We start from the raw sequence: 19,807 nt of genomic DNA on the forward strand, positions 1-19,807 counted from the left end.
CCTCGGACCGGAGCCGCGCAGCGGCGGAGTACGCTCCGCCGTCCCGGCAACGGACGTCGTTCACAGGGAACCTGATAGGGTGTGAGGCGTGACGCGGCAGGTCAAGCGGGCGTTCAAGTACCGCTTCTACCCCACGGACGAGCAGGCAGCGGAGCTGTCCCGCACGTTCGGCTGCGTCCGCCTGGTCTACAACAAGGCGCTTCAGGAGCGCACCCGCGCCTGGTACGGCGAGCAGCGCCGTCTCTCCTACGTACAGTCGTCTGCCGCGCTGACGCGGTGGAAGAAGACCGAGGAGCTCGCCTTCCTGGCCGAGGTGTCCTCCGTCCCGCTCCAGCAGGCGCTGCGCCACCTTCAGACGGCGTTCGCCAACTTCTTCGCCAAGCGCGCCAAGTACCCGCGTTTCAAGAGCCGGAAGAAGTCCCGTGCATCGGCCGAGTACACCCGCTCGGCTTTCAAGTGGCGCGACGGCCACCTGACGCTGGCGAAGATGGCCGAGCCGCTGGACATCCGCTGGTCGCGTCCGCTGCCCGAGGGCGCAGAGCCCACGACGGTGACGGTGTCCCGCGATGCTGCGGGGCGCTGGTTCGTGTCCCTGCTGTGTGAGGACACCATTACCCCGGCCCCCGCCACGGATGCGGCGGTCGGCCTGGACGCCGGGATCACGTCCCTGGTGACCCTGTCGACCGGCGAGAAGATCGCCAACCCGAAGCACGAGCGACGCGACCGCGCCCGCCTGGCCAGGGCCCAGCGGGAGCTGTCCCGCAAGGCCAAGGGCTCGAACAACCGGGAGAAGGCCCGCCGCCGCGTGGCCCGCATCCACGCGCGGATCACCGACCGGCGCCGGGACTTCCTGCACAAACTGTCGACTCGTCTCGTCCGTGAGAACCAAACGGTCGTGATCGAGGACCTCACCGTCCGCAACCTGCTGAAGAACGGCAGGCTCGCGCGCGCCATCTCCGACGCGTCGTGGACGAAACTGCGCTCCATGCTGGAGTACAAGTGCGCCTGGTACGGGCGCGAACTCGTCGTGATCGGCCGCTGGTTCCCCAGCTCGAAGCTGTGCGGTAACTGCGGAACAGTCCGCGAGAAGCTGCCGCTGCACGTCCGCGAGTGGGCGTGCGAGTGCGGCACCGTGCACGACCGCGACGTGAACGCGGCACGCAACATCCTGGCCGCCGGGCTGGCGGCATCCGCCTGTGGAGACGGTGTAAGACCTCAACGGGAGTCCTCCCGGACGGGGCGGTCGTCGGTGAAGCAGGAAGCCCAGCGGGCGACCGCTGGAATCCCCCGCCCTTAGGCGGGGGAGGAAGTCAAGTTCCGCATGATCCCTCACCGGTTCGGATGGATGTCGCTGCCGGACGCCGCTGCGCGCATGTTCGAGCGTGACGCGATCGTTCCGGTGCCCGTCCATGTCATATTCCGACACCTTTCGAAACGTGCCCCCTTCGTGCGCCCGTGCCCCCCTAGCGTCCCGGGGTCATGGGACACCTGGACCACGCCTCCTTCGGCTGGCTGACACCCCTGCTGTCGTACGCGATGGCCTGCATCGGCGCCGCTCTGGGGCTGCGCTGCACCGTGCGGGCCCTGGCCGCCACCGGACGATCGCGCCGCAACTGGCTCATCACCGCGGCCTCGGCGATCGGCACCGGCATCTGGACCATGCACTTCGTCGCCATGCTCGGCTTCGGCGTCAGCGGCACCGACATCCGCTACGACGTCCCCCTGACCATTCTCAGCCTGATCGTCGCCGTGGCCGTTGTCTGCGCGGGCGTCTTCGCCGTCGGCTACAGCCGCGACCGCGGACGCGCCCTGTTCCTCGGCGGGCTCACCACCGGTCTTGGCGTGGCGAGCATGCACTACCTCGGCATGGCGGCGGTGCGCCTGCACGGCGACGTCAGCTACGACCCGGTGCTCGTCGTCCTGTCCGTCGCGATCGCCGTCCTCGCCGCCACCGCGGCCCTGTGGGCCGGACTGAACATCAAGTCGCCGCTCGCGGTCGCCGTCGCCTCCCTCGTCATGGGGGCGGCGGTCAGCAGCATGCACTACACCGGGATGTTCGCGGTGAGCGTGCGCGTCACACCCTCCGACGCGGTCCTGCCCGGGGCCACGGCGATGCAGTTCATCTTCCCCCTCGCCGTCGGCCTCGGGTCCTACCTCTTCCTGACCTCGGCCTTCGTCGCCCTGTCCCCCTCGGCGGGGGAGCGCGAGGCCTCCGCCTCGGCCCAACGGCCGGCCGAGAGCGCCGCCCGTTAGCAGGCGGCGGGAGACATCCCGGACGGCACGCCCCAGACCCCCGAGCGAGGAGCCATGCGAACACCCCGCAGGACCCCGACCGACGCCCGGACGCCGGCCGCGCCGCCGGTGCGCGGCCGCCGCGCGCACGCCAGGCCGCCCGCCGACGAGGGATCGGACGATCCGTACGCCGCGGGACCGGACGACGTCCCCGCGCGCGGGGGACGCCGTCGACTGCGCCCCCGCACCGTACGGGCCAAGATCGTGTGCCTGCTCATGGTGCCGGTCGTCTCACTGCTCGCCCTGTGGGCGTACGCGACCGTCACCACCGCGCAGGACATCGCGCGGCTACGGCAGTCGCAGCGCGTGGACTCCGCGGTACGGGCCCCGGTCGCGGCCGCCGTCGCCGCGCTCCAGGACGAGCGGGTGGCCGCCGTGCGCTACGCGACCGACCCGGGGACGACGGGAAACGGCGACCTGAAGAACCTCGCCGCGCGCACCGACCGGGCCGTGGCGAAGCTGCGGCTCGGGAACCGCAACACCGTCGCCGACGGTGAGCAACTGCCCGCAGGAGTCGCGCAGCGCCTGCGCGCTTTCGTGGACGGAACCGAAGGCCTGCGGTCCCTGCGCGCCGCGCTGCTCGACCGGCGGGTCGGGTGGGACGAGGCCTACGGACAGTACACCAAGGTCATCTCCACGGCCTTCGGCGTGGGCGGCGCGCTCACCGGCGTCCAGGACGCCGACCTCGGCTCCGACACGCGCGTGCTGCTCGAGTTCTCCCGCGCGGGAGAGGCACTGGCCCAGGAACACGCGGTGCTCTCCAGCGCACGCCTGGCCGACGGCCTGGGCGGAGAGCGGCTCGCCTTGTTCACGGGCGCCGTCGACACGCGCCGGACCCTCACCGACGCCGCCGTCGCCGACCTGCGGGGCTCCGAGCACACCGCCTGGCAGCGTCTCGCCGCCGGCCGCGACTACACCGCTCTCGGCGCCGTCGAGGACAAGGTCCTCGCCGCCGGCCAGGGCCGCCGCGCGCTGGATGCGGCACCGGAAGCCACCTGGGAACCGGCACACGCGCGCGTACAGGACGGCATGCGCACCATCGAGGCGGACGCGGGGTGGGGCGCCGCGGACCGCGCCGACCCCTTCACCCGCGGCCTGCTCAGCCCCGCCGGTGCCGCCGTCCTCTTCGGCCTGGTCGCCGTCTCCGCCTCGCTCGTCATCTCGGTCCGCATCGGACGCGGCCTCGTCGTCGAACTGGTGAGTCTGCGCAACAGCGCCCTGGAGATCGCCCGCCGCAAACTCCCCGAGGCGATGCGCAGGCTGCGCGCCGGCGAGGAGATCGACGTCCGGGCCGAGGCCCCGCCGGGCTCGCCCACCGAGGACGAGACCGGACAGGTCGCCGAGGCCCTCGGCACGGTGCACCGCGCCGCCCTGCGGGCCGCCGTGGAGCGCGCCGAACTCGCCAGCGGCATCTCCGGCGTCTTCGTCAACCTGGCGCGCCGCAGCCAGGTCCTCGTCCACCGCCAACTCAGCCTCCTGGACAGCATGGAGCGGCGCTCGGACGACCCGAACGAGCTGAGCGACCTCTTCCGGCTCGACCACCTCACCACCCGTATGCGGCGCCACGCCGAGAGCCTGATCATCCTCTCCGGGGCCGCGCCGGGCCGGGCCTGGCGCATGCCGGTCTCCCTGACGAACGTGATCCGTGCGGCCGTCTCCGAGGTCGAGGACTACGCGCGCGTGGAAGTACGGCAACTCCCCGACGCCTCCGTCACCGGCGCGGCTGTCGCCGACCTCACCCACCTGCTCGCCGAACTCGTGGAGAACGCCGCCCAGTTCTCACCGCCCCACACGCGCGTGCGCATCACCGGAGAGCCCGTCGGCAACGGGTATGCGGTCGAGGTCGAGGACCGGGGCCTGGGCATGGGCAAGGAAACCCTTGCCGAGGCCAATCGGCGCATAGCCCAGTCGGAGGCGCTCGACCTGTTCGACAGCGACCGGCTCGGCCTGTTCGTGGTCAGCAGGCTCGCCGCCCGCCACGACATCAAGGTCCACCTGCGGACCTCGCCCTACGGCGGCACCACCGCGGTCGTCCTGCTGCCCACGGCCCTGCTGCACAGCGGCGCGGCGGAGACATCCCCCCGGGCGGCGGCCGAGCGGGAGCACCCGGCGGAACGTGAGTACGCGCACGTACCCGGTGCCGCCCGGCACCAGGACTCCGTGCCGACACGGGCCGGCCGGTCCGCGCCGGCCGCCCCGGGACAGGCCGTGCCCACGACCGACACCCCGCCCCCGGGAGTGACCACCTTGCGGCTGCACCGTCCCGCGCAGGACCCCGAGCCGGACCCCCCGGAATCCGACGACCTGCCGCGCCGCGTGCGGCAGGCGAGCCTCGCCCCTCAACTGCGCGGACAGCGCACCGAGGAAGCGGTACGCCCCGGGCCCCCGCGCGACGACGACCGGCGCACGCCCGAACTCGTACGGGACCGCATGGCCGCCTACCGCGATGGCTGGGCCCGCGGCGGCGGCAGGCAGCCCGGCCGCAGTGCCGCGCTCGAAGACGACGCCGGCAGCGACAGCGACGAAGGAGACCTCGCATGATCCAGGACCCGAGCATGAGGGCCGCCCAGCGGTCCGGCGAACTCGACTGGCTGCTGGACGACCTGGTGCTGCGCGTACGCGAGGTGCGGCACGTGGTCGTGCTGTCCAACGACGGACTGGCCGTGGGCGCGTCGACCGACCTCGAGCGCGAGGACGCGGAGCACCTGGCCGCCGTGGCCTCCGGCTTCCACAGCCTCGCCAAGGGCGCCGGCCGCCACTTCGGGGCCGGGGGTGTGCGTCAGACGATGGTGGAGATGGACGACGGCTTCCTCTTCGTGGCCGCCGCGGGCGACGGCTCCTGCCTCGCCGTCCTCACCGCCGTCACAGCCGACATCGGCCTGGTGGCCTACGAGATGGCACGGCTCGTCAAACGGGTCGGCGAGCACCTTTACACGCCGCCGCGCGCCACCGCGCAGCCACCCGCGGCGGGATGAGGCGAAAGGGCGGTCCGCACAGATGACCGACGACTTCATGGGCGCCCCGCACGAGCCGGGCAGCCAGTGGTACGACCACGAGGCCGGGCCGCTCGTCCGCCCGTACGCCATGACGGGCGGACGCACCAAGCCCGGCCCGACCGGCGTACGTTTCGACCTGATCGCCCTTGTCGCCCTCGACCCGGGCGCACCCGGCATGGACGACGACGCCCTCGGACCGGAACACCGGCTCCTGATCGAGCTGTGCCGGACGGAGACGCAGTCCGTCGCCGAACTCGCCGCGGGCGCCGACCTGCCCGTCGGCGTGGTCAGGGTGCTCCTCGGAGACCTTCTGGAACTCGGCCGCGTCACCGTCAGCCGCCCGGTGCCGCCCGCACAGCTTCCCGACGAGCGGATTCTGCGTGAGGTGATCGCGGGACTGCGGGCGCTGTAGAGAATGTGTCTCTGTTGTGCACCTGTTCCGGCACCTTGGGGGCGCGAGTCGGTCAGGACGGAGAAAATACGGTCCAATCCCCCGAACGACTGCCCACGTTGTCATGATGCTGACGGTTCCCCTCCCCGCGTCGACCGTTGCACCCCTCCTGAGAGAAGTGATCCATGGTCTCCGAGCACCTTGACGCCCAGGACGGCGAGACTGCCGCCCTGGCGCTGAAGATACTGGTCGCCGGCGGATTCGGCGTGGGCAAGACCACCCTGGTGGGCGCGGTCAGCGAGATCCGACCGCTGCGCACCGAGGAACTGCTGAGCCAGGCCGGTCAGTTGGTCGACGACACCGACGGTGTGGACCAGAAGGTCACCACAACCGTCGCTATGGACTTCGGGCGCATCACCATCCGGTCCGGGCTCTCCCTCTACCTCTTCGGCACGCCGGGCCAGGACCGCTTCTGGTTCCTGTGGGACGAGCTGTCGCAGGGCGCCCTCGGCGCCGTGGTCCTCGCCGACACCCGACGGCTGGAGGACTGCTTCCCGGCGGTGGACTACTTCGAGCACCGGCACATCCCGTTCGTGGTGGCCGTCAACTGCTTCCCGAGCGCCCGCACCTACGGCGCCGACGACGTCTCCCGCGCCCTCGACCTCGACCGGGGCACGCCCGTGGTCCTGTGCGACGCCCGCGAACGCGACTCCGGAAAGGAGGTGCTGATCCGGCTCGTCGAGTACGCCGGGCGGATGCACACCGCCCGGCTGCTCGACTCCGTGAGCTGAACGAAACGGTGCGCGCCCGGCCGGTTGGGAACGCGCGGAAGCCGACCGGCCTCAGTCCGCGAGATCCTTCACCGCCACGACCTTGTCGACCGTGAACCGGACCAGCAGTTCACCCGGGACGCCGTTGCGGGCGCCGAACTCCTCACCGCGCTCCTCGCCCATGTAGCGAGCACCGATGCGCGTGGCCCACTGCCGGACCTCGTCCAGGTCCTCCGACAGCCGGGCGCGGCCCTGTAGCACCACAAAGCTGAACGGCGGCCGGTCGTCGTCCACGCACAGGGCGACCCGGTCGTCACGGGCCAGATTGCGCCCCTTCACGGTCTCCTTCCCGGTGTTGAACACGATGTCGTTCCCCTCGAGCAGAAACCAGATCGGCGCGACATGCGGGCTCCCGTCGGCCCGTACGGTCGACAGCTTGCCGGTGCGGGTGCCGTACGAGACGAACGTCCGCCATTCGCCGTCGGTCATCTTCTGTGTCATGTCCCCATACTCCTTGCCGGGACAGCGGCAGTGGGGAAGGCTGGCGGGAGATCCTCCGGCCACGGGGGAAGACATCACACGGGGAGACCGCATCATGACGCAGAACCAGACACTGGGCTGGCTGCTCGACGACTTGACCCAACGGATGGAACACGTACGGCACGCCCTGGTCCTGTCCAGCGACGGGCTGGTGACGAGCGCGAGCACGGGACTGCGTCGCGAGGACGCCGAGCATCTCGCGGCCGTGTCGTCCGGGCTGCACAGCCTGGCCAAGGGCTCGGGCCGCCACTTCGGCGCGGGCGGGGTACGCCAGACGATGGTCGAGTTCGACGACGCGGTGCTGTTCGTCACGGCGGCCGGCACGGGCAGCTGCCTGTGCGTCCTCAGCGGTGCGGAGGCCGACATCGGTCAGATCGCCTACGAGATGACCCTGCTCGTCAACCGAGTCGGCGAGCACCTCGACGTGGACGCCCGCCAACCGGAGCGGACTTCCGCGACAGACCTCTGACCTGCGCGTTCATCATCCCCCGCAGAGTTGTCCACAGGCCCGCGTCGAGATTCGCGGCAACGGCTACGGTTTTCCCAGGCGAGCGCAGCCGGCGCGAGCCGCACTCCACGGGGGAGACGACCATGTCCGGCGACACCATCACGCATGTCATCACGCCCACCGCCGAAACGACCGACGCGAAGCGGCAGACGCCCTTCTCCCAGAGCCGGGCGGCCCGCGAACTGGGTCTCAAACGCAGCGAGTTCGACCTGGCCGTTCACCTCGGTCACGTCCGTACCCGGCCCGACGAAGGGGGAGGCGGCCGGCGCGTCGACCGCGCCGAGATCGAGCGGCTGCGCGCCCAGGAGGGTTTCCCGGAGGTGCTGCGCAGGCGGGTCGAAGCAGTGGGCACCAGGGACGGCGCGGCGCTCATGGAAGTGACCGCCACCCGGTTCACACGTCTGGCCCGCCTGGGCCTGGTGACTCCGGTCAAGTTCTACCTGAACCGCTACCGGGCCGTGGTCTGGTTGTATCTGGCCGACGAACTGCTGGAGTTCGCCGCCGACCCGAAGAGCGCGGTGCTGCTGAACCGGCCTTTGCCCGAGGTGCTTCGGTCCCAGCTGGACACCGGCCTGGACCTGCGCGCCCGCAACTGGCGTGGACGGCACCTGGGCTTCCTGCTGCGCCAGGCCGACGACCCGTGGGAGCGGGCGGGTGCCGTGGCATCGATGCTCGACCAGGTTCAGATCTCGGAGATCGTCAGGGCCCCCTACGAACGCGCGTATCTGAACCGCTTCCGGCCGCAGCCGCCCGCCCACGGCACGCCGGGCTCGCCCGCCGTCCGTCTCACCGAGCGGATCGCGACGGCGCAGGATGCGGACGAGATCGAATGGCTCCGGGCCGATCTGGCACGGGCGGTGGGGGAGGCACGCACCCACCGGCCCGCGCCCCGCCTGGTCTCGTGGCGCACCGACCGGCACCCGGCACAGCACGGGCATCCAGCAGAGCACCGACGTCCGACAAAGCACCGACGTCCAGGGCACCGGCACCTGGCACATCACCGGCATCCGCCCACGCCGGATCGGCCCGAGCGACCCCAGCGGTCCGAACCGGCGAAGCGGTGCGGGCGCTCACGCCGCCTGCTGGGCCGGTTCTTCCGCAGAGACGCCTGAGCCACCACTCGCCGGGCCCGGTCCGGCCGACGGGCCCACCACGGAGGGTGACTGCCTACACCTCGCGGAACAGGCCCTCCTGGACGACCGACACGAGCAGGCGCCCCTCCACGTCGTAGATGCGCCCGCGGGCCAGACCCCGGCCGCCCGTCGCGATCGGCGACTCCTGGTCGTACAGGAACCACTCGTCGGCCCGGAACGGCCGGTGGAACCACATGGCGTGGTCCAGCGAAGCCATGTCGAATCCCCGCGGCCCCCACAGCGGCTCGACCGGGATACGCACCGCGTCGAGCAGGGTCATGTCACTGGCGTAGGTCAGCGCGCAGGTGTGCACGAGCGGGTCGTCGCCGAGCGGCCCGACCGCGCGCATCCACACGGCGCTGCGCGGCTCGGCGCCCTTGACGTCCTCGGGGCTCCAGCGCAGCCGGTCCGCATAACGGATGTCGAACGGCTGGCGGTGCGCCATGCGCTCCAACTGCTCGGGCAGTGCCCCCAGATGCTCCCGGATCTCCTCCGAGACCGTCGGCAGGGACTCCGGGTCCGGAACCTCGCGGGCCGGCGGCAGCTGGTGTTCGAAACTCCCCTGTTCAGGTTTGTGGAAGGAGGCGGTCAGATTGAAGATCGTGCGGCCTTGCTGTACGGCGGTGACCCGGCGGGTGGTGAAGGACCGCCCGTCGCGCACCCGCTCCACCTGGTACACGATCGGCACCCCGGGCCGGCCGGGGCGCAGGAAGTACGCGTGCAGCGAGTGCACCGGGCGCTCGCCGTCCGTGGTGCGTCCGGCGGCGACCAGCGCCTGCCCGGCCACCTGGCCGCCGAAGACCCGCTGCAGGGACTCCTGCGGACTGCGGCCGCGGAAGATGTTGACCTCGATCCGTTCCAGGTCGAGCAGGTCGACGAGACTTTCGGAAGGGTTCGTCATGTCGGTCATGTACAAGGCTCTCCTGTGCTCACAGCTGACCGACGTCGGTCACACGGACGACAGCGCGGCCCTCGGCGTCGGAGGCGCCCAGGTCGACCTCCGCGCTGATGCCCCAGTCGTGGTCGCCGCTGGGGTCGTCGAAGATCTGCCGCACTCGCCACAGACCGTTCTGCGGCTCCTCCTCGATCAGCAGCAGCTTCGGGCCGCGGGCGTCGGGACCGGTGCCCAGGTCCTCGTACTCCTCCCAGTACTTGTCCATCGCCTCGCCCCACGCCTCGGCGTCCCACCCCGCCTCGGCGTCCATCTCGCCCAGCTCCTCCACCTGGTCCAGGGCGGCGAGCTCGACGCGGCGGAACATGGCGTTGCGGACCAGGACGCGGAAGGCGCGGGCGTTGGTGGTGACCGGCTTGACCTGGTCGGCCTTCTCCTGGGCCTCCTCGGCGGTCATCTCCTCGGGATTGGCCAGCTGCTCCCACTCGTCCAGCAGGCTGGAGTCGACCTGGCGCACCATCTCGCCCAGCCAGGCGATCAGGTCCTGCAGGTCCTCGGACTTCAGGTCGTCCGGGACCGTGTGCTCCAGCGCTTTGTACGCACTGGCCAGGTAGCGCAGCACGATGCCCTCGGTGCGGGCGAGCTCGTAGAAGGAGACCAACTCCGTGAAGGACAGCGCCCGTTCGTACATGTCGCGGATCACGGACTTCGGCGACAGTGGGTGGTCGCCGACCCAGGGGTGGCTCTTGCGGTAGGTGTTGTAGGCATGGAAGAGCAGCTCTTCCAGGGGCTTGGGGTGGGTGATGTCCTGGAGGCGCTCCATGCGCTCCTCGTACTCGACACCGTCCGCCTTCATCGCGGCCACGGCCTCGCCCCGCGCCTTGTTCTGCTGGGCGACGAGGATCTGCCGCGGGTCGTCCAGCGTGGACTCCACGACGGAGACCATGTCCAGCGCGTAGGACGGCGACTCGGGGTCCAGCAGCTCGAACGCGGCCAGCGCGAAGGTGGACAGTGGCTGGTTGAGCGCGAAGTCCTGCTGAAGGTCGACCGTGAGGCGCACGATACGGCCCTCGGCGTCCGGCTGGTCGAGCTTCTCGACGATGCCGCCGTCCAGCAGCGAGCGGTAGATGGCGATGGCCCGCCGGATGTGCCGCAACTGCTGCTTGCGCGGCTCGTGGTTGTCCTCCAGCAGGTGCCGCATCGCCTCGAAGGCGTTGCCGGGACGGGCGATCACCGACAGCAGCATCGTGTGCGTCACCCGGAAGCGGGAGGTCAGCGGCTCCGGCTCGGAGGCGATGAGCTTGTCGAAGGTGTTGTCCGTCCAGCCGACGAACCCCTCCGGTGCCTTCTTGCGGACGACCTTCCGGCGCTTCTTGGGGTCGTCGCCCGCCTTGGCGAGCGCCTTCTCGTTCTCGATGACGTGTTCAGGGGCCTGCGCGACGACGAAGCCCTCCGTGTCGAAGCCGGCACGTCCGGCACGTCCGGCGATCTGGTGGAACTCACGGGCGCGCAGCGTGCGCACGCGGCTGCCGTCGTATTTGGTCAGCGCCGTGAACAGCACTGTACGGATCGGCACGTTGACGCCCACGCCGAGCGTGTCCGTGCCGCAGATCACCTTCAGCAGACCGGCCTGCGCCAGCTTCTCCACCAGGCGCCGGTACTTGGGCAGCATGCCGGCGTGGTGCACGCCGATGCCGTGCCGGACGTAGCGGGAGAGGTTCCGGCCGAACCTGGTGGTGAAGCGGAAGTTGCCGATCAGCTCGGCGATCTGCTCCTTCTCCTCGCGCGAGCACATGTTGATGCTCATCAGCGCCTGCGCCCGCTCCACGGCCTGGGCCTGGGTGAAGTGCACGATGTACACAGGGGCCTGGCGGGCCTGGAGGAGATCGGTGAGCGTCTCGGTGAGCGGCGTGCGCCGGTACTCGTAGGACAGCGGCACCGGGCGGGTGGCCGAGCGGACCACCGCGGTGGGGCGGCCGGTGCGACGGGTCAGGTCCTTCTCGAAGAAGGAGACGTCGCCGAGCGTGGCCGACATCAGCACGAACTGCGCCTGCGGCAACTCCAGCAGCGGGATCTGCCAGGCCCAGCCGCGGTCGGGCTCCGCGTAGAAGTGGAACTCGTCCATGACGACCTGGCCGACATCGGCGTCCTTGCCGTCGCGCAGCGCGATCGAGGCCAGCACCTCGGCCGTGCAGCAGATGACGGGCGCGTCGGCGTTCACGGAGGCGTCGCCGGTGAGCATGCCGACGTTCTCGGTGCCGAACAGCTTGCAGAGTTCGAAGAACTTCTCCGACACCAGCGCTTTGATCGGTGCCGTGTAGAAGGTGACCTCGTCCCGGGCCAGCGCGGCGAGGTGCGCGCCGGCGGCGATCATGCTCTTGCCGGAGCCGGTGGGTGTGGAGACGATCACGTTCGCTCCGGAGACCACCTCGATCAGCGCCTCCTCCTGGTGGGGGTAGAGCGCGAGACCCTGATCCTGGGCCCAGGATTCGAAGGCTTCGTACAGGGCGTCGGGGTCGGCGGTCGGCGGGAGCTGATCGATGAGGGTCACCCACCCATCTTGCCTGGCCCTCCCGCCGAGGTGGGAATCGGCTGCCGATCCGAAGATCACGACCGCTACGCTGTGTCGCCGACAGGACATCGGCGCACCGGGACAACCGGACAGCGCAGCAACGGGAATGGGGCGGGCAACGGCCATGATGGGACCAGCACACTCACTGTCGGGCGCCGCGGCCTGGCTGGGCGTGGGAGCCGCGGCCGCCGCGGCCGGACGCCCCATGCCCTGGCCGGTCCTGCTGGTCGGTGCGCTGATCTGCGCCGGGGCCGCCCTCGCCCCGGATCTGGACCACAAGGCCGCGACCATCTCGCGCGCCTTCGGACCGATCTCGCACTGGCTGTGCGAGATCGTCGAGAAGCTCTCCCACGCCGTCTACAAGGCGACGCGCATGCAGGGCGACCCGCGCCGCTCCGGCGGGCACCGGACGCTGACGCACACCTGGCTGTGGGCGGTGCTGATCGGGGCGGGTACCTCCGTCCTGGCGATCACCGGCGGCCGCTGGGCGGTGCTGGCGATTCTCTTCGTGCACATGGTGCTGGCCATCGAGGGCCTGTTGTGGCGGGCTGCCCGCGGCTCCAGCAGCGACATCCTGGTGTGGCTGCTGGCCGCGACCAGCGCCTGGATCCTCGCGGACGTCCTCGACCAGCCGGGCAACGGCTCGAACTGGCTGTTCACCGCCGCGGGCCAGGAGTACCTGTGGCTCGGCCTGCCGATCGTGCTGGGCGCGCTGGTGCACGACATCGGGGACGCGCTGACCGTCTCCGGCTGCCCGATCCTGTGGCCGATACCGGTGGGCCGCAGGCGCTGGTACCCCGTCGGCCCGCCGAAGGCGATGCGGTTCCGGGCGGGCAGCTGGGTCGAGCTCAAGGTGCTGATGCCGGCGTTCATGCTGCTCGGCGGGGTGGGCTGCGCGGCCGCACTGAACTTCATCTGAGGGGCCGCTCGGAACTTCGTCCGAGGGGCCGCTCGGCCTCACGCGGCTCCGTCGCCGCCCGTGTCCTGTCCGCCGCCGTAGCGCCGCTCGAACCGGGCGACGCGGCCCTCGGAGTCCACCGTGCGGGCCTTGCCGGTGTAGAACGGGTGGCTCTCCGAGGAGATCTCCACGTCCACGACCGGGTAGGTCTCGCCGTCGTCCCACTCGATGGTCTGCTCGCTGGTGGCGGTGGACCGGGTGAGGAAGGCGTAGCCGGCGGAGCGGTCGCGGAAGACGACGGGGTGGTAGTCGGGGTGCTTGTCCTGCTGCATGGGAACTCCTCGTGCGGCGGGGGAGAGAGCGGCCGGGGAGAGGGCGACGGCGTGCCGGCGGCTGGGTCAGCTGTACAGGGTGTCCTCGTCGACGACGTGCATCGCGGCCTCCTCGGCGGAGGCGGCCGCGCCGTCGATGCCCACGTCGGTGGCGATCAACGCGCTCTCCTCGTCCTCGTGCGTTCCCTCGTCGGGGGCGACGAGACGGCCGGAGCGGGCGGCGCCGACCTCGTTGTCCAGGAGTTCCCCGTCGGTGCCCTCGCAGTCGCCCATGCCGTCGCTGTCCGGGTCGGCCGGGCCGGGAAGCTCTTCGGCGAGACGCTGCTCCAGGGTCTCGCCCTGCCGGCGCTCGGCCGCGGTCACGCCGGTGTGCTCCACCGCCCATGGCCGCTCCGGAGGAGACCAGCCACGGTCCAGGGGGTCGTCGACACCGTCGTACACCAGCGTGTCCTCCGAGTCGAGCACTCCCGTGTCTTCCTTGATCTCGGAGTCTTCATCGGGCTGGTAGACGTCGTCTCCCCATCCGTCGGCGCTGTCCACGGGTACCTCCAGGGGGTGGGAACGGGCCCGTTCTCACCGCGGCCGGCGGGCGGCCGCCGGTGCGCGGGGCACAGCTGTCACCCGGCGCGAACCGGACGGTTGCCGGGCGCTCCCCGAGCCGTTGCCGCTTTCCAGCCTTCCACCCCTGTTCGGCACTGCGCAACGGCACGACACCAGCCCCCGGCCTACAGGCCGTGGCCCGTACCCCCGTCCCTGAGGACCGCATACGTGTACGGCGGCGGCCGTGACGTGGAGTGCTGTCGCTCCGGATGCAGGCCGGCGCCCGCAGGCCTCTGGACCGCCCCGGTCACCGCCGGCGCGGCTGATGGCGGCGGGAATGTGGAGGCCTGCGGTTCCGGGTGCCGGTTCGTGCCCGGACCGGGCAGTCGGCCGGCCCGCCGGTCGTCGTCCGTGCCGGCGGGCCTGTGGGCCGCCGCGGTCACTGGGCCGGTCACAGTCGGCGTGGCCGCCGGCGGCCGGGGTGCGGAGTGCTGTCACTGCGGATGTCGGCCCGAGCCCCCGGTCACCGGGCCCGCCACCGGCGACGGCTCGGGCGCCGAGACCAGCCGTTGCGGGCATCGGTCCGTGCTCCGGCCGGGCAGCCGGCGGGACCGGATCCCGGCCCGTCGGCCTCTCCGGCGGGCCGCCCTCGTCTGCTCACCCGTGCCAGGACCGCCACAGCGCCGCGTATGCGCCGTCCGCGGCGACCAGGTCGTCGTGGGTACCCAGCTCGCTGATGCGGCCGTTCTCGACCACGGCGATGATGTCCGCGTCGTGGGCCGTGTGGAGCCGGTGGGCGATGGCGACGACCGTGCGGCCGTCCAGGACGCGGGCCAGGGACCGCTCCAGGTGCCGGGCTGCTCGCGGGTCGAGGAGCGAGGTCGCCTCGTCCAGGACCAGTGTGTGCGGGTCGGCCAGGACCAGGCGGGCCAGGGCGATCTGCTGGGCCTGGGCCGGGGTGAGGGCGAGGCCGCCCGAGCCGACCTCGGTGTCCAGGCCGTCCTCCAGGGCGCGCGCCCATCCGTCGGCGTCGACCGCGCCGAGCGCCGCCCACAGTTCGGCGTCGACGGCGCCGGCGCGGGCGAGCAGCAGGTTGTCGCGCAGGGAGCCCACGAAGACGTGGTGCTCCTGGTTGACCAGGGCGACGTGGGAGCGGACGCGTTCGGCGGGCATCCGGGAGAGCTCGGCACCGCCGAGGGCGACCCGGCCCTCCCGCGGCGCGTAGATCCCGGCGAGCAGCCGGCCCAGCGTGGACTTGCCGGCGCCCGAGGGGCCGACCAGTGCCAGCCGGGTGCCCGGGGCGACCTTCAAGGACACCTCGCGCAGCACGTCGACGCCCTCCCGATAGCCGAAGTGCACCCGGTCCGCGTGCACGTCCCGGCCGGCGGGGGTCAGGGAGGCGTCCCCGGCGTCCGGTTCGACGTCGCGGACGCCGACGAGCCGGGCCAGCGACACCTGCGCCACCTGCAACTCGTCGTACCAGCGCAGGATCAGCCCCACCGGGTCGACGAGCATCTGCGCGATGAGCGCGCCCGTGGTCAGCTGTCCGACCCCGATCCAGCCCCGCAGGACGAACACCCCGCCGGCCATCAGCACGGAGGCGAGCACGGTCACATGGGTGACGTTGATGACCGGGAAGAGCACCGACCGCAGCCAGAGCGTGTAGCGCTCCCACGCCGTCCACTGCCTGATCCGGAGTTCCGACAGAGCGACGCGGCGCTCGCCCAGGCGGTGCGCCTCCACGGTGCGCCCGGCGTCGACGGTCTCGGTGAGCGCGGCGGCCACGGCGGCGTAGCCCGCGGCCTCCGAGCGGTAGGCGGACGGCGCCCGCCGGAAGTACCAGCGGCAGCCGATCACCAGCAGCGGCAGGGCCAGCAGCACGGCAGCGGCGAGCGGCGGCGCGGTGAGGACCAGACCGCCGAGCAGCAGCGCCGCCCACACCACCCCGATCGCCAGCTGCGGCACGGCCTCGCGCATCGCGTTGGCGAGCCGGTCGATGTCGGTGGTGATGCGGGAGAGCAGGTCGCCGGTGCCCGCCCGCTCCAGCACGCCCGGCGGCAGTCCGACCGACCGGACGAGGAAGTCCTCGCGCAGGTCGGCCAGCATCCGCTCGCCCAGCATCGCTCCGCGCAGCCGCACTTCCCGTACGAACACGGCCTGGACGAGCAGCGCCAGCACGAACAGCCCCGCGGTCAGGGGCAGATGCAGTTCCCGGGTACCGTGCGACACCCGCTCGACCAGGCCACCCAGCAGCCATGGGCCGGCCATGGAGGCGAGCACGGCCACCGTGTTGACGGTGACGAGCAGCAGGAAGGCGCCGCGGTGCCGGCGCAGCAGCTCGGTCACGTAGGCGCGGACGGTCGCGGCGGAGCCGACGGGCAGAGTGCCGGCCGTCGTCGGGGCCGCCGGGTCGTACGCCGGGGGCGCCACGCCGATCATGCGGTCTCCTCCATCTCTTCCATGGCGCCACGCAGGACCGCCTCGTCGTCCAGCGGATCGGCCGGTGCGGCCCTCGGCCTGCCATCGGCCTGGATCATGTCGTGCACGGCGCGCTCCTCGTCCGTCTCCCGGGTCACCACCGCGCGGTACCGGGGTTCGGTGTGCACCAGGTCGCGGTGCTCACCGACCGCGGCGACCGTGCCCTCGTGGACCAGCACCACCCGGTCGGCACGGTCCAGCAGCAGCGGCGAGGAGGTGAACACCACCGTGGTGCGACCGGTCCGCAGGTTCGGCAGGCCCTGCGCGATCCGCGCCTCGGTGTGCGAGTCGACGGCGGAGGTCGGCTCGTCCAGGACCAGCACCTCCGGGTCGGTGATCAGGGACCGGGCGAGGGCAAGACGCTGGCGCTGGCCGCCGGAGAGGGACCGGCCGCGCTCGGTGATACGGACGTCCATCGGATCCCCGGCGGCCGGCGACGCCTGCGCAAGCGCCTCCAGGACGTCGCCGCACTGGGCGGCGGCGAGCGCCTCCTCGGCGGAGACGTTCCCCGAGGCGGGCACGTCGAGCAGTTCGCCCAGCGAACCGGAGAGCAGCACCGGGTCCTTGTCCTGGACCAGGACGGCCGTGCGGGCGGAGTCGAGCGGCAGTTCGTCGAGCGGTACGTCGCCCAGCAGCACCGACGTACCCGGCTCGGTGGGGTGGCCGCCGAGCCGTTCGGCCAGTCGGCCCGCCGCGTCCGGGTCGCCGCAGACCACGGCGGTCAGGCGTCCGGCGGGCGCGCGCAGCCCGGTCGCCGGGTCGTACAGGTCGCCCGACGGCGTGTCGGCCGCCCGTGTTCCGGTTCCGTCGGTGGTCCGCTCCAGGGACAGCACCCGTGCGGCCCGCCCGGCCGACGGGCGGGAGAAGGAGTACGCCATGGCGATCTCCTCGAAGTGCCGCAAGGGATAGGTGAGGACCATGACGGAGCTGTAGACGGTGACGAGTTCGCCCACGGTGATCCGGCCGGTGCGGGCCAGGTGGACGCCGTACCAGACGACCGCGATCAGCAGCAGGCCCGGCAGCAGTACCTGGATCGCGGAGATCAGGGACCACATGCGGGCGCTGCGGACGGCCGCGTGCCGTACTTCCTGGGAGGCGCGGCGGTAGCGGTCGAGGAACAGCTCCTCGCCGCCGATGCCGCGCAGCACCCGCAGTCCGGCGACGGTGTCCGAGGCCAGTTCGGTGGCGCGGCCCGCCTTCTCGCGCTGCACGTCGGCGCGCCTGGTCGCGCGCGGAAGCAGCGGCAGCACCGCGAGCGCCAGCGCGGGCAGGCCCACGGCGACGACCACGCCGAGCGCCGGTTGGTAGACGAGCAGGGCGGCACAGACCAGCACCACGGTGACCGCGGCCGCGGTGAACCGGGACACGGCCTCCACGAACCAGCCGATCTTCTCGACGTCTCCGGTGGAGACGGCGACCACCTCACCCGCGGCCACCCGCCGGGTCAGCGCGGAGCCCAGCGCGGCGGCCTTGCGGGCGAGCAGTTGCTGGACGCGGGCGGCCGCGGTGATCCAGTTGGTGACCGCGGCGCGGTGCAGGAAGGTGTCGCCGAGCGCGTTGCCGGCGCAGGCCAGTGCCAGCAGCCCGCCGGTCAGGGCGAGCCGGGAGCCCGAGCGGTCGACGACCGCCTGGACGGCGAGGCCGACGCAGAACGGCAGAGCGGCGACCGAGGCGAAGTGCAGCAGTCCCCAGGCCAGCGCTCTTATCTGCCCGCCCAGTTGGTTCCGTCCCAGCCACCACAGGAGTCGGGGACCCGAGCGTGCGTCCGGCACACCCGGGTCGGGATACGGGAGGTCTTGAATCTGCATGGGGTTCCAGTGGCTCGTGTCAGGGGCGGAGCAGTTGCCGCCGGGCGGCGGACAAGCCGTGACAGAGTCGCGTCGCCTAGTAGTCGAAAGCAAGCGGTTTTCCTTGCGGGAAACGGGATTGGCCGCTTCGCGACCTCGGCCCGGGAGGCGCCCGGGCCCACCGCGTACCCGGCCGCGCGCCGTGGAGCGCGGGCCACCGAGCGAGGCGTCGAATGCTCCAACGGAAAGGGGATAAGGCTATTTGGACCAATTCAGGTAGATCGCCCCGCGTGTCGTGGCGACGATGGGGACATGCAGAGTGGCGGCGTAAAACATGCGATGGTCGCTGCGGCGACCTGCGGTTTCTTTCTGGCGGCAGTGGCCGCGTGCGGCGGGACCCGGGCGGAGGTCCACCATCGCGAGGTCCCCAGACCCGGCGGCCCGTCGGGGACCGCACGGCCCAGTCCTTCCGTGGCCCCGTCTCGGATTCCGGGCATCGGAGAACGGCTGTGGCAGCGGATCCCCCTGGGTGCACGGCAAGTTGTGGTGGTCTACGGCGACCACAAGGACTCCCCGGACTCGACACTGGTGCTGTACCAGAAACGCGGCACCATATGGCAGCGGTCGGGCAGTTGGCCGTCGCACAACGGCAAACGGGGCTGGACCACGAACCATCGAGAAGGCGACGAGCGCAGCCCCGTCGGGGTGTTCACGCTCTCCGACGCCGGCGGCTTCCTCGAGGACCCGGGTACCCGGTTCCCCTACACCCAGGACGAGGACGCCTTCATCTCCCCCTACTACTGGGACGAGGCGCACCGGTACGACTTCGACTACGTCATCGCCATCGACTACAACCGCCTGCGCGGCACCCGTCCGGACGAACCGACCCGCCCCCGGGGTCAGTCCAAGGGCGGCGGGATCTGGCTCCATCTGGACCACGGCGACGGCACGTTGGGCTGCATCAGCGTCCCGGAGTCCGCGATGGAATACCTGCTGCGCACGCTCGACCCGAAGGAAAAGCCCGTCATCGTGATGGGCGACCAGGCCAACCTGCGGCTGTAGTGGCCGTATTGAATCGACCGTAGGGCGGTGGGGAGAACGGCGGTGACGCACTCTCGTCGCACCCGGCTGCCGACTCGCCCACTTCTCAGCGGCGTTCGCGTTCCAACCGCGTGCGTTTCAGCAGCGCCCCTGCGCGGGCACCGTGCCCACCAGTGTGTCCAGCAGTTCGCCGAGTGCCTTGCGCTGTTCGTCCGCCAGGGGCGCCAGGATCTCCTCCGCGGCGGTCCGGCGAGCGCCGCGCAACTCGCGCAGCGCCCCGCGCCCTTCGTCGGTGAGCTCGATCCGGATGACCCGGCGGTTGGCCGGGTCGGGGACCCGGCGCACCTTGCCGCTCGCTTCCAGCCCGTCCACGAGCGTGGTCACCGCGCGCGGCACGACCTCCAGGAATTCGGCGAGGTCCGCCATGCGGGGCGGCTCGCCGAAGTGCGCCAGGGTGCGCAGCAGCCGGGACTGGGCCGGCGTGATGCCCAGGGCGTGCTGTTCCAGGTGACGCTTCTGGATGCGGTGCACCCGGCGGGTGAGCCGCAGCAGTTGCTCGGCGAGGAGGCCGTCGGAGTCGGGGGAACTCATGCGGGCACCATATCAGGATCTTGTTCATTGTGAGTATAGGTAACAA

The 19,807-nt window shown here is 71.6% G+C and carries 18 protein-coding genes; 10 read left to right on the forward strand and 8 right to left on the reverse strand.

The window, feature by feature from the left end:
• Positions 1–88 precede the first annotated feature (88 nt).
• The 6 genes from ACX25U_RS32740 (at position 89) to ACX25U_RS32765 (ending at position 6,470) form a co-directional block, all read left to right on the forward strand.
• A complete protein-coding gene (locus tag ACX25U_RS32740) occupies positions 89–1,297 on the forward strand; it encodes an RNA-guided endonuclease InsQ/TnpB family protein (protein ID WP_454385392.1) in 1,209 nt (402 codons plus the stop codon).
• 182 nt (positions 1,298–1,479) lie between these two features.
• Entirely contained in the window at positions 1,480–2,253 is a 774-nt protein-coding gene (locus ACX25U_RS32745) for an MHYT domain-containing protein (protein WP_454385393.1), read from the forward strand.
• Between the two features lie 54 nt (positions 2,254–2,307).
• Positions 2,308–4,833 carry a sensor histidine kinase gene (locus ACX25U_RS32750; RefSeq protein ID WP_454385395.1) on the forward strand — a complete coding sequence of 842 codons (2,526 nt, stop codon included), beginning with the start codon at positions 2,308–2,310 and terminating at the stop codon, positions 4,831–4,833.
• Positions 4,830–5,267 carry a roadblock/LC7 domain-containing protein gene (locus tag ACX25U_RS32755; protein WP_454385397.1) on the forward strand — a complete coding sequence of 146 codons (438 nt, stop codon included), beginning with the start codon at positions 4,830–4,832 and terminating at the stop codon, positions 5,265–5,267. The genes ACX25U_RS32750 and ACX25U_RS32755 overlap by 4 nt, the downstream gene beginning before the upstream one ends.
• A 22-nt stretch (positions 5,268–5,289) precedes the next feature.
• Complete coding sequence (locus tag ACX25U_RS32760; protein WP_454385398.1) at positions 5,290–5,700, forward strand: DUF742 domain-containing protein; 411 nt, start codon at positions 5,290–5,292, stop codon at positions 5,698–5,700.
• A 164-nt stretch (positions 5,701–5,864) separates the two neighbouring features.
• The gene (locus ACX25U_RS32765; RefSeq protein ID WP_454385399.1) at positions 5,865–6,470 is read left to right on the forward strand and encodes a GTP-binding protein; all 606 of its coding nucleotides are present in this window, start codon (positions 5,865–5,867) and stop codon (positions 6,468–6,470) included.
• 51 nt (positions 6,471–6,521) lie between these two features.
• Here ACX25U_RS32765 and ACX25U_RS32770 read toward each other — a convergent pair whose 3' ends face one another.
• Complete coding sequence (locus ACX25U_RS32770) at positions 6,522–6,950, reverse strand: PPOX class F420-dependent oxidoreductase (RefSeq protein WP_454385400.1); 429 nt, start codon at positions 6,948–6,950, stop codon at positions 6,522–6,524.
• A 94-nt stretch (positions 6,951–7,044) separates the two neighbouring features.
• On the opposite strand from ACX25U_RS32770, the gene ACX25U_RS32775 reads away from it, so the two are divergent.
• Positions 7,045–7,458 carry a roadblock/LC7 domain-containing protein gene (locus ACX25U_RS32775; RefSeq protein WP_454385402.1) on the forward strand — a complete coding sequence of 138 codons (414 nt, stop codon included), beginning with the start codon at positions 7,045–7,047 and terminating at the stop codon, positions 7,456–7,458.
• 122 nt (positions 7,459–7,580) lie between these two features.
• Positions 7,581–8,609, forward strand: coding sequence for a DUF6397 family protein (locus tag ACX25U_RS32780; protein ID WP_454385404.1), 1,029 nt, complete (start codon positions 7,581–7,583; stop codon positions 8,607–8,609).
• Positions 8,610–8,664: 55 nt separating this feature from the next.
• On the opposite strand, the gene ACX25U_RS32785 is transcribed toward ACX25U_RS32780, so the two are convergent.
• Both ACX25U_RS32785 and ACX25U_RS32790 read right to left on the reverse strand, forming a co-directional pair.
• A complete protein-coding gene (locus tag ACX25U_RS32785; protein ID WP_454394620.1) occupies positions 8,665–9,531 on the reverse strand; it encodes an acyl-CoA thioesterase in 867 nt (288 codons plus the stop codon).
• A 28-nt stretch (positions 9,532–9,559) separates the two neighbouring features.
• Positions 9,560–12,073, reverse strand: coding sequence for a DEAD/DEAH box helicase (locus tag ACX25U_RS32790; RefSeq protein WP_454385406.1), 2,514 nt, complete (start codon positions 12,071–12,073; stop codon positions 9,560–9,562).
• A 145-nt stretch (positions 12,074–12,218) separates the two neighbouring features.
• On the opposite strand from ACX25U_RS32790, the gene ACX25U_RS32795 reads away from it, so the two are divergent.
• Positions 12,219–13,013, forward strand: coding sequence for a metal-dependent hydrolase (locus tag ACX25U_RS32795; RefSeq protein ID WP_454385408.1), 795 nt, complete (start codon positions 12,219–12,221; stop codon positions 13,011–13,013).
• A 38-nt stretch (positions 13,014–13,051) separates the two neighbouring features.
• On the opposite strand, the gene ACX25U_RS32800 is transcribed toward ACX25U_RS32795, so the two are convergent.
• The 4 genes from ACX25U_RS32800 to ACX25U_RS32815 form a co-directional block, all read right to left on the reverse strand.
• Positions 13,052–13,324 carry a type B 50S ribosomal protein L31 gene (locus ACX25U_RS32800; RefSeq protein ID WP_388353105.1) on the reverse strand — a complete coding sequence of 91 codons (273 nt, stop codon included), beginning with the start codon at positions 13,322–13,324 and terminating at the stop codon, positions 13,052–13,054.
• 66 nt (positions 13,325–13,390) lie between these two features.
• A complete protein-coding gene (locus tag ACX25U_RS32805) occupies positions 13,391–13,864 on the reverse strand; it encodes a DUF5709 domain-containing protein (protein ID WP_454385410.1) in 474 nt (157 codons plus the stop codon).
• Between the two features lie 657 nt (positions 13,865–14,521).
• On the reverse strand, positions 14,522–16,303 hold the full coding sequence (locus ACX25U_RS32810) for an ABC transporter ATP-binding protein (protein WP_454385411.1): 1,782 nt from the start codon (positions 16,301–16,303) through the stop codon (positions 14,522–14,524).
• Positions 16,300–18,150, reverse strand: a complete 1,851-nt coding sequence (locus ACX25U_RS32815) for an ABC transporter transmembrane domain-containing protein (protein ID WP_454385413.1) — start codon at positions 18,148–18,150, stop codon at positions 16,300–16,302. Before ACX25U_RS32815 ends, ACX25U_RS32810 begins: the two co-directional genes overlap by 4 nt.
• A 522-nt stretch (positions 18,151–18,672) precedes the next feature.
• On the opposite strand from ACX25U_RS32815, the gene ACX25U_RS32820 reads away from it, so the two are divergent.
• Positions 18,673–19,191, forward strand: coding sequence for a L,D-transpeptidase family protein (locus tag ACX25U_RS32820; RefSeq protein WP_454385415.1), 519 nt, complete (start codon positions 18,673–18,675; stop codon positions 19,189–19,191).
• Between the two features lie 117 nt (positions 19,192–19,308).
• On the opposite strand, the gene ACX25U_RS32825 is transcribed toward ACX25U_RS32820, so the two are convergent.
• Positions 19,309–19,761: a MarR family winged helix-turn-helix transcriptional regulator gene (locus ACX25U_RS32825; protein ID WP_454385417.1), complete on the reverse strand. Its 453-nt coding sequence runs from the start codon at positions 19,759–19,761 to the stop codon at positions 19,309–19,311.
• Between the last annotated feature and the right edge of the window lie 46 nt (positions 19,762–19,807).

Source organism: Streptomyces sp. JNUCC 63, from assembly GCF_054366325.1.

Bases quoted from the DNA above. Each gene is read 5' to 3' on its own strand.
- ACX25U_RS32780 (WP_454385404.1), top strand. From the start codon at position 7,581: ATGTCCGGCGACACCATCACGCATGTCATCACGCCCACCGCCGAAACG.
- ACX25U_RS32760 (WP_454385398.1), top strand. From the start codon at position 5,290: ATGACCGACGACTTCATGGGCGCCCCGCACGAGCCGGGCAGCCAGTGG.
- ACX25U_RS32770 (WP_454385400.1), bottom strand. From the start codon at position 6,950: ATGACACAGAAGATGACCGACGGCGAATGGCGGACGTTCGTCTCGTAC.
- ACX25U_RS32810 (WP_454385411.1), bottom strand. From the start codon at position 16,303: ATGATCGGCGTGGCGCCCCCGGCGTACGACCCGGCGGCCCCGACGACG.
- ACX25U_RS32765 (WP_454385399.1), top strand. From the start codon at position 5,865: ATGGTCTCCGAGCACCTTGACGCCCAGGACGGCGAGACTGCCGCCCTG.
- ACX25U_RS32800 (WP_388353105.1), bottom strand. From the start codon at position 13,324: ATGCAGCAGGACAAGCACCCCGACTACCACCCCGTCGTCTTCCGCGAC.
- ACX25U_RS32795 (WP_454385408.1), top strand. From the start codon at position 12,219: ATGATGGGACCAGCACACTCACTGTCGGGCGCCGCGGCCTGGCTGGGC.
- ACX25U_RS32745 (WP_454385393.1), top strand. From the start codon at position 1,480: ATGGGACACCTGGACCACGCCTCCTTCGGCTGGCTGACACCCCTGCTG.
- ACX25U_RS32815 (WP_454385413.1), bottom strand. From the start codon at position 18,150: ATGCAGATTCAAGACCTCCCGTATCCCGACCCGGGTGTGCCGGACGCA.
- ACX25U_RS32750 (WP_454385395.1), top strand. From the start codon at position 2,308: ATGCGAACACCCCGCAGGACCCCGACCGACGCCCGGACGCCGGCCGCG.
- ACX25U_RS32775 (WP_454385402.1), top strand. From the start codon at position 7,045: ATGACGCAGAACCAGACACTGGGCTGGCTGCTCGACGACTTGACCCAA.
- ACX25U_RS32825 (WP_454385417.1), bottom strand. From the start codon at position 19,761: ATGAGTTCCCCCGACTCCGACGGCCTCCTCGCCGAGCAACTGCTGCGG.
- ACX25U_RS32785 (WP_454394620.1), bottom strand. From the start codon at position 9,531: ATGACGAACCCTTCCGAAAGTCTCGTCGACCTGCTCGACCTGGAACGG.
- ACX25U_RS32755 (WP_454385397.1), top strand. From the start codon at position 4,830: ATGATCCAGGACCCGAGCATGAGGGCCGCCCAGCGGTCCGGCGAACTC.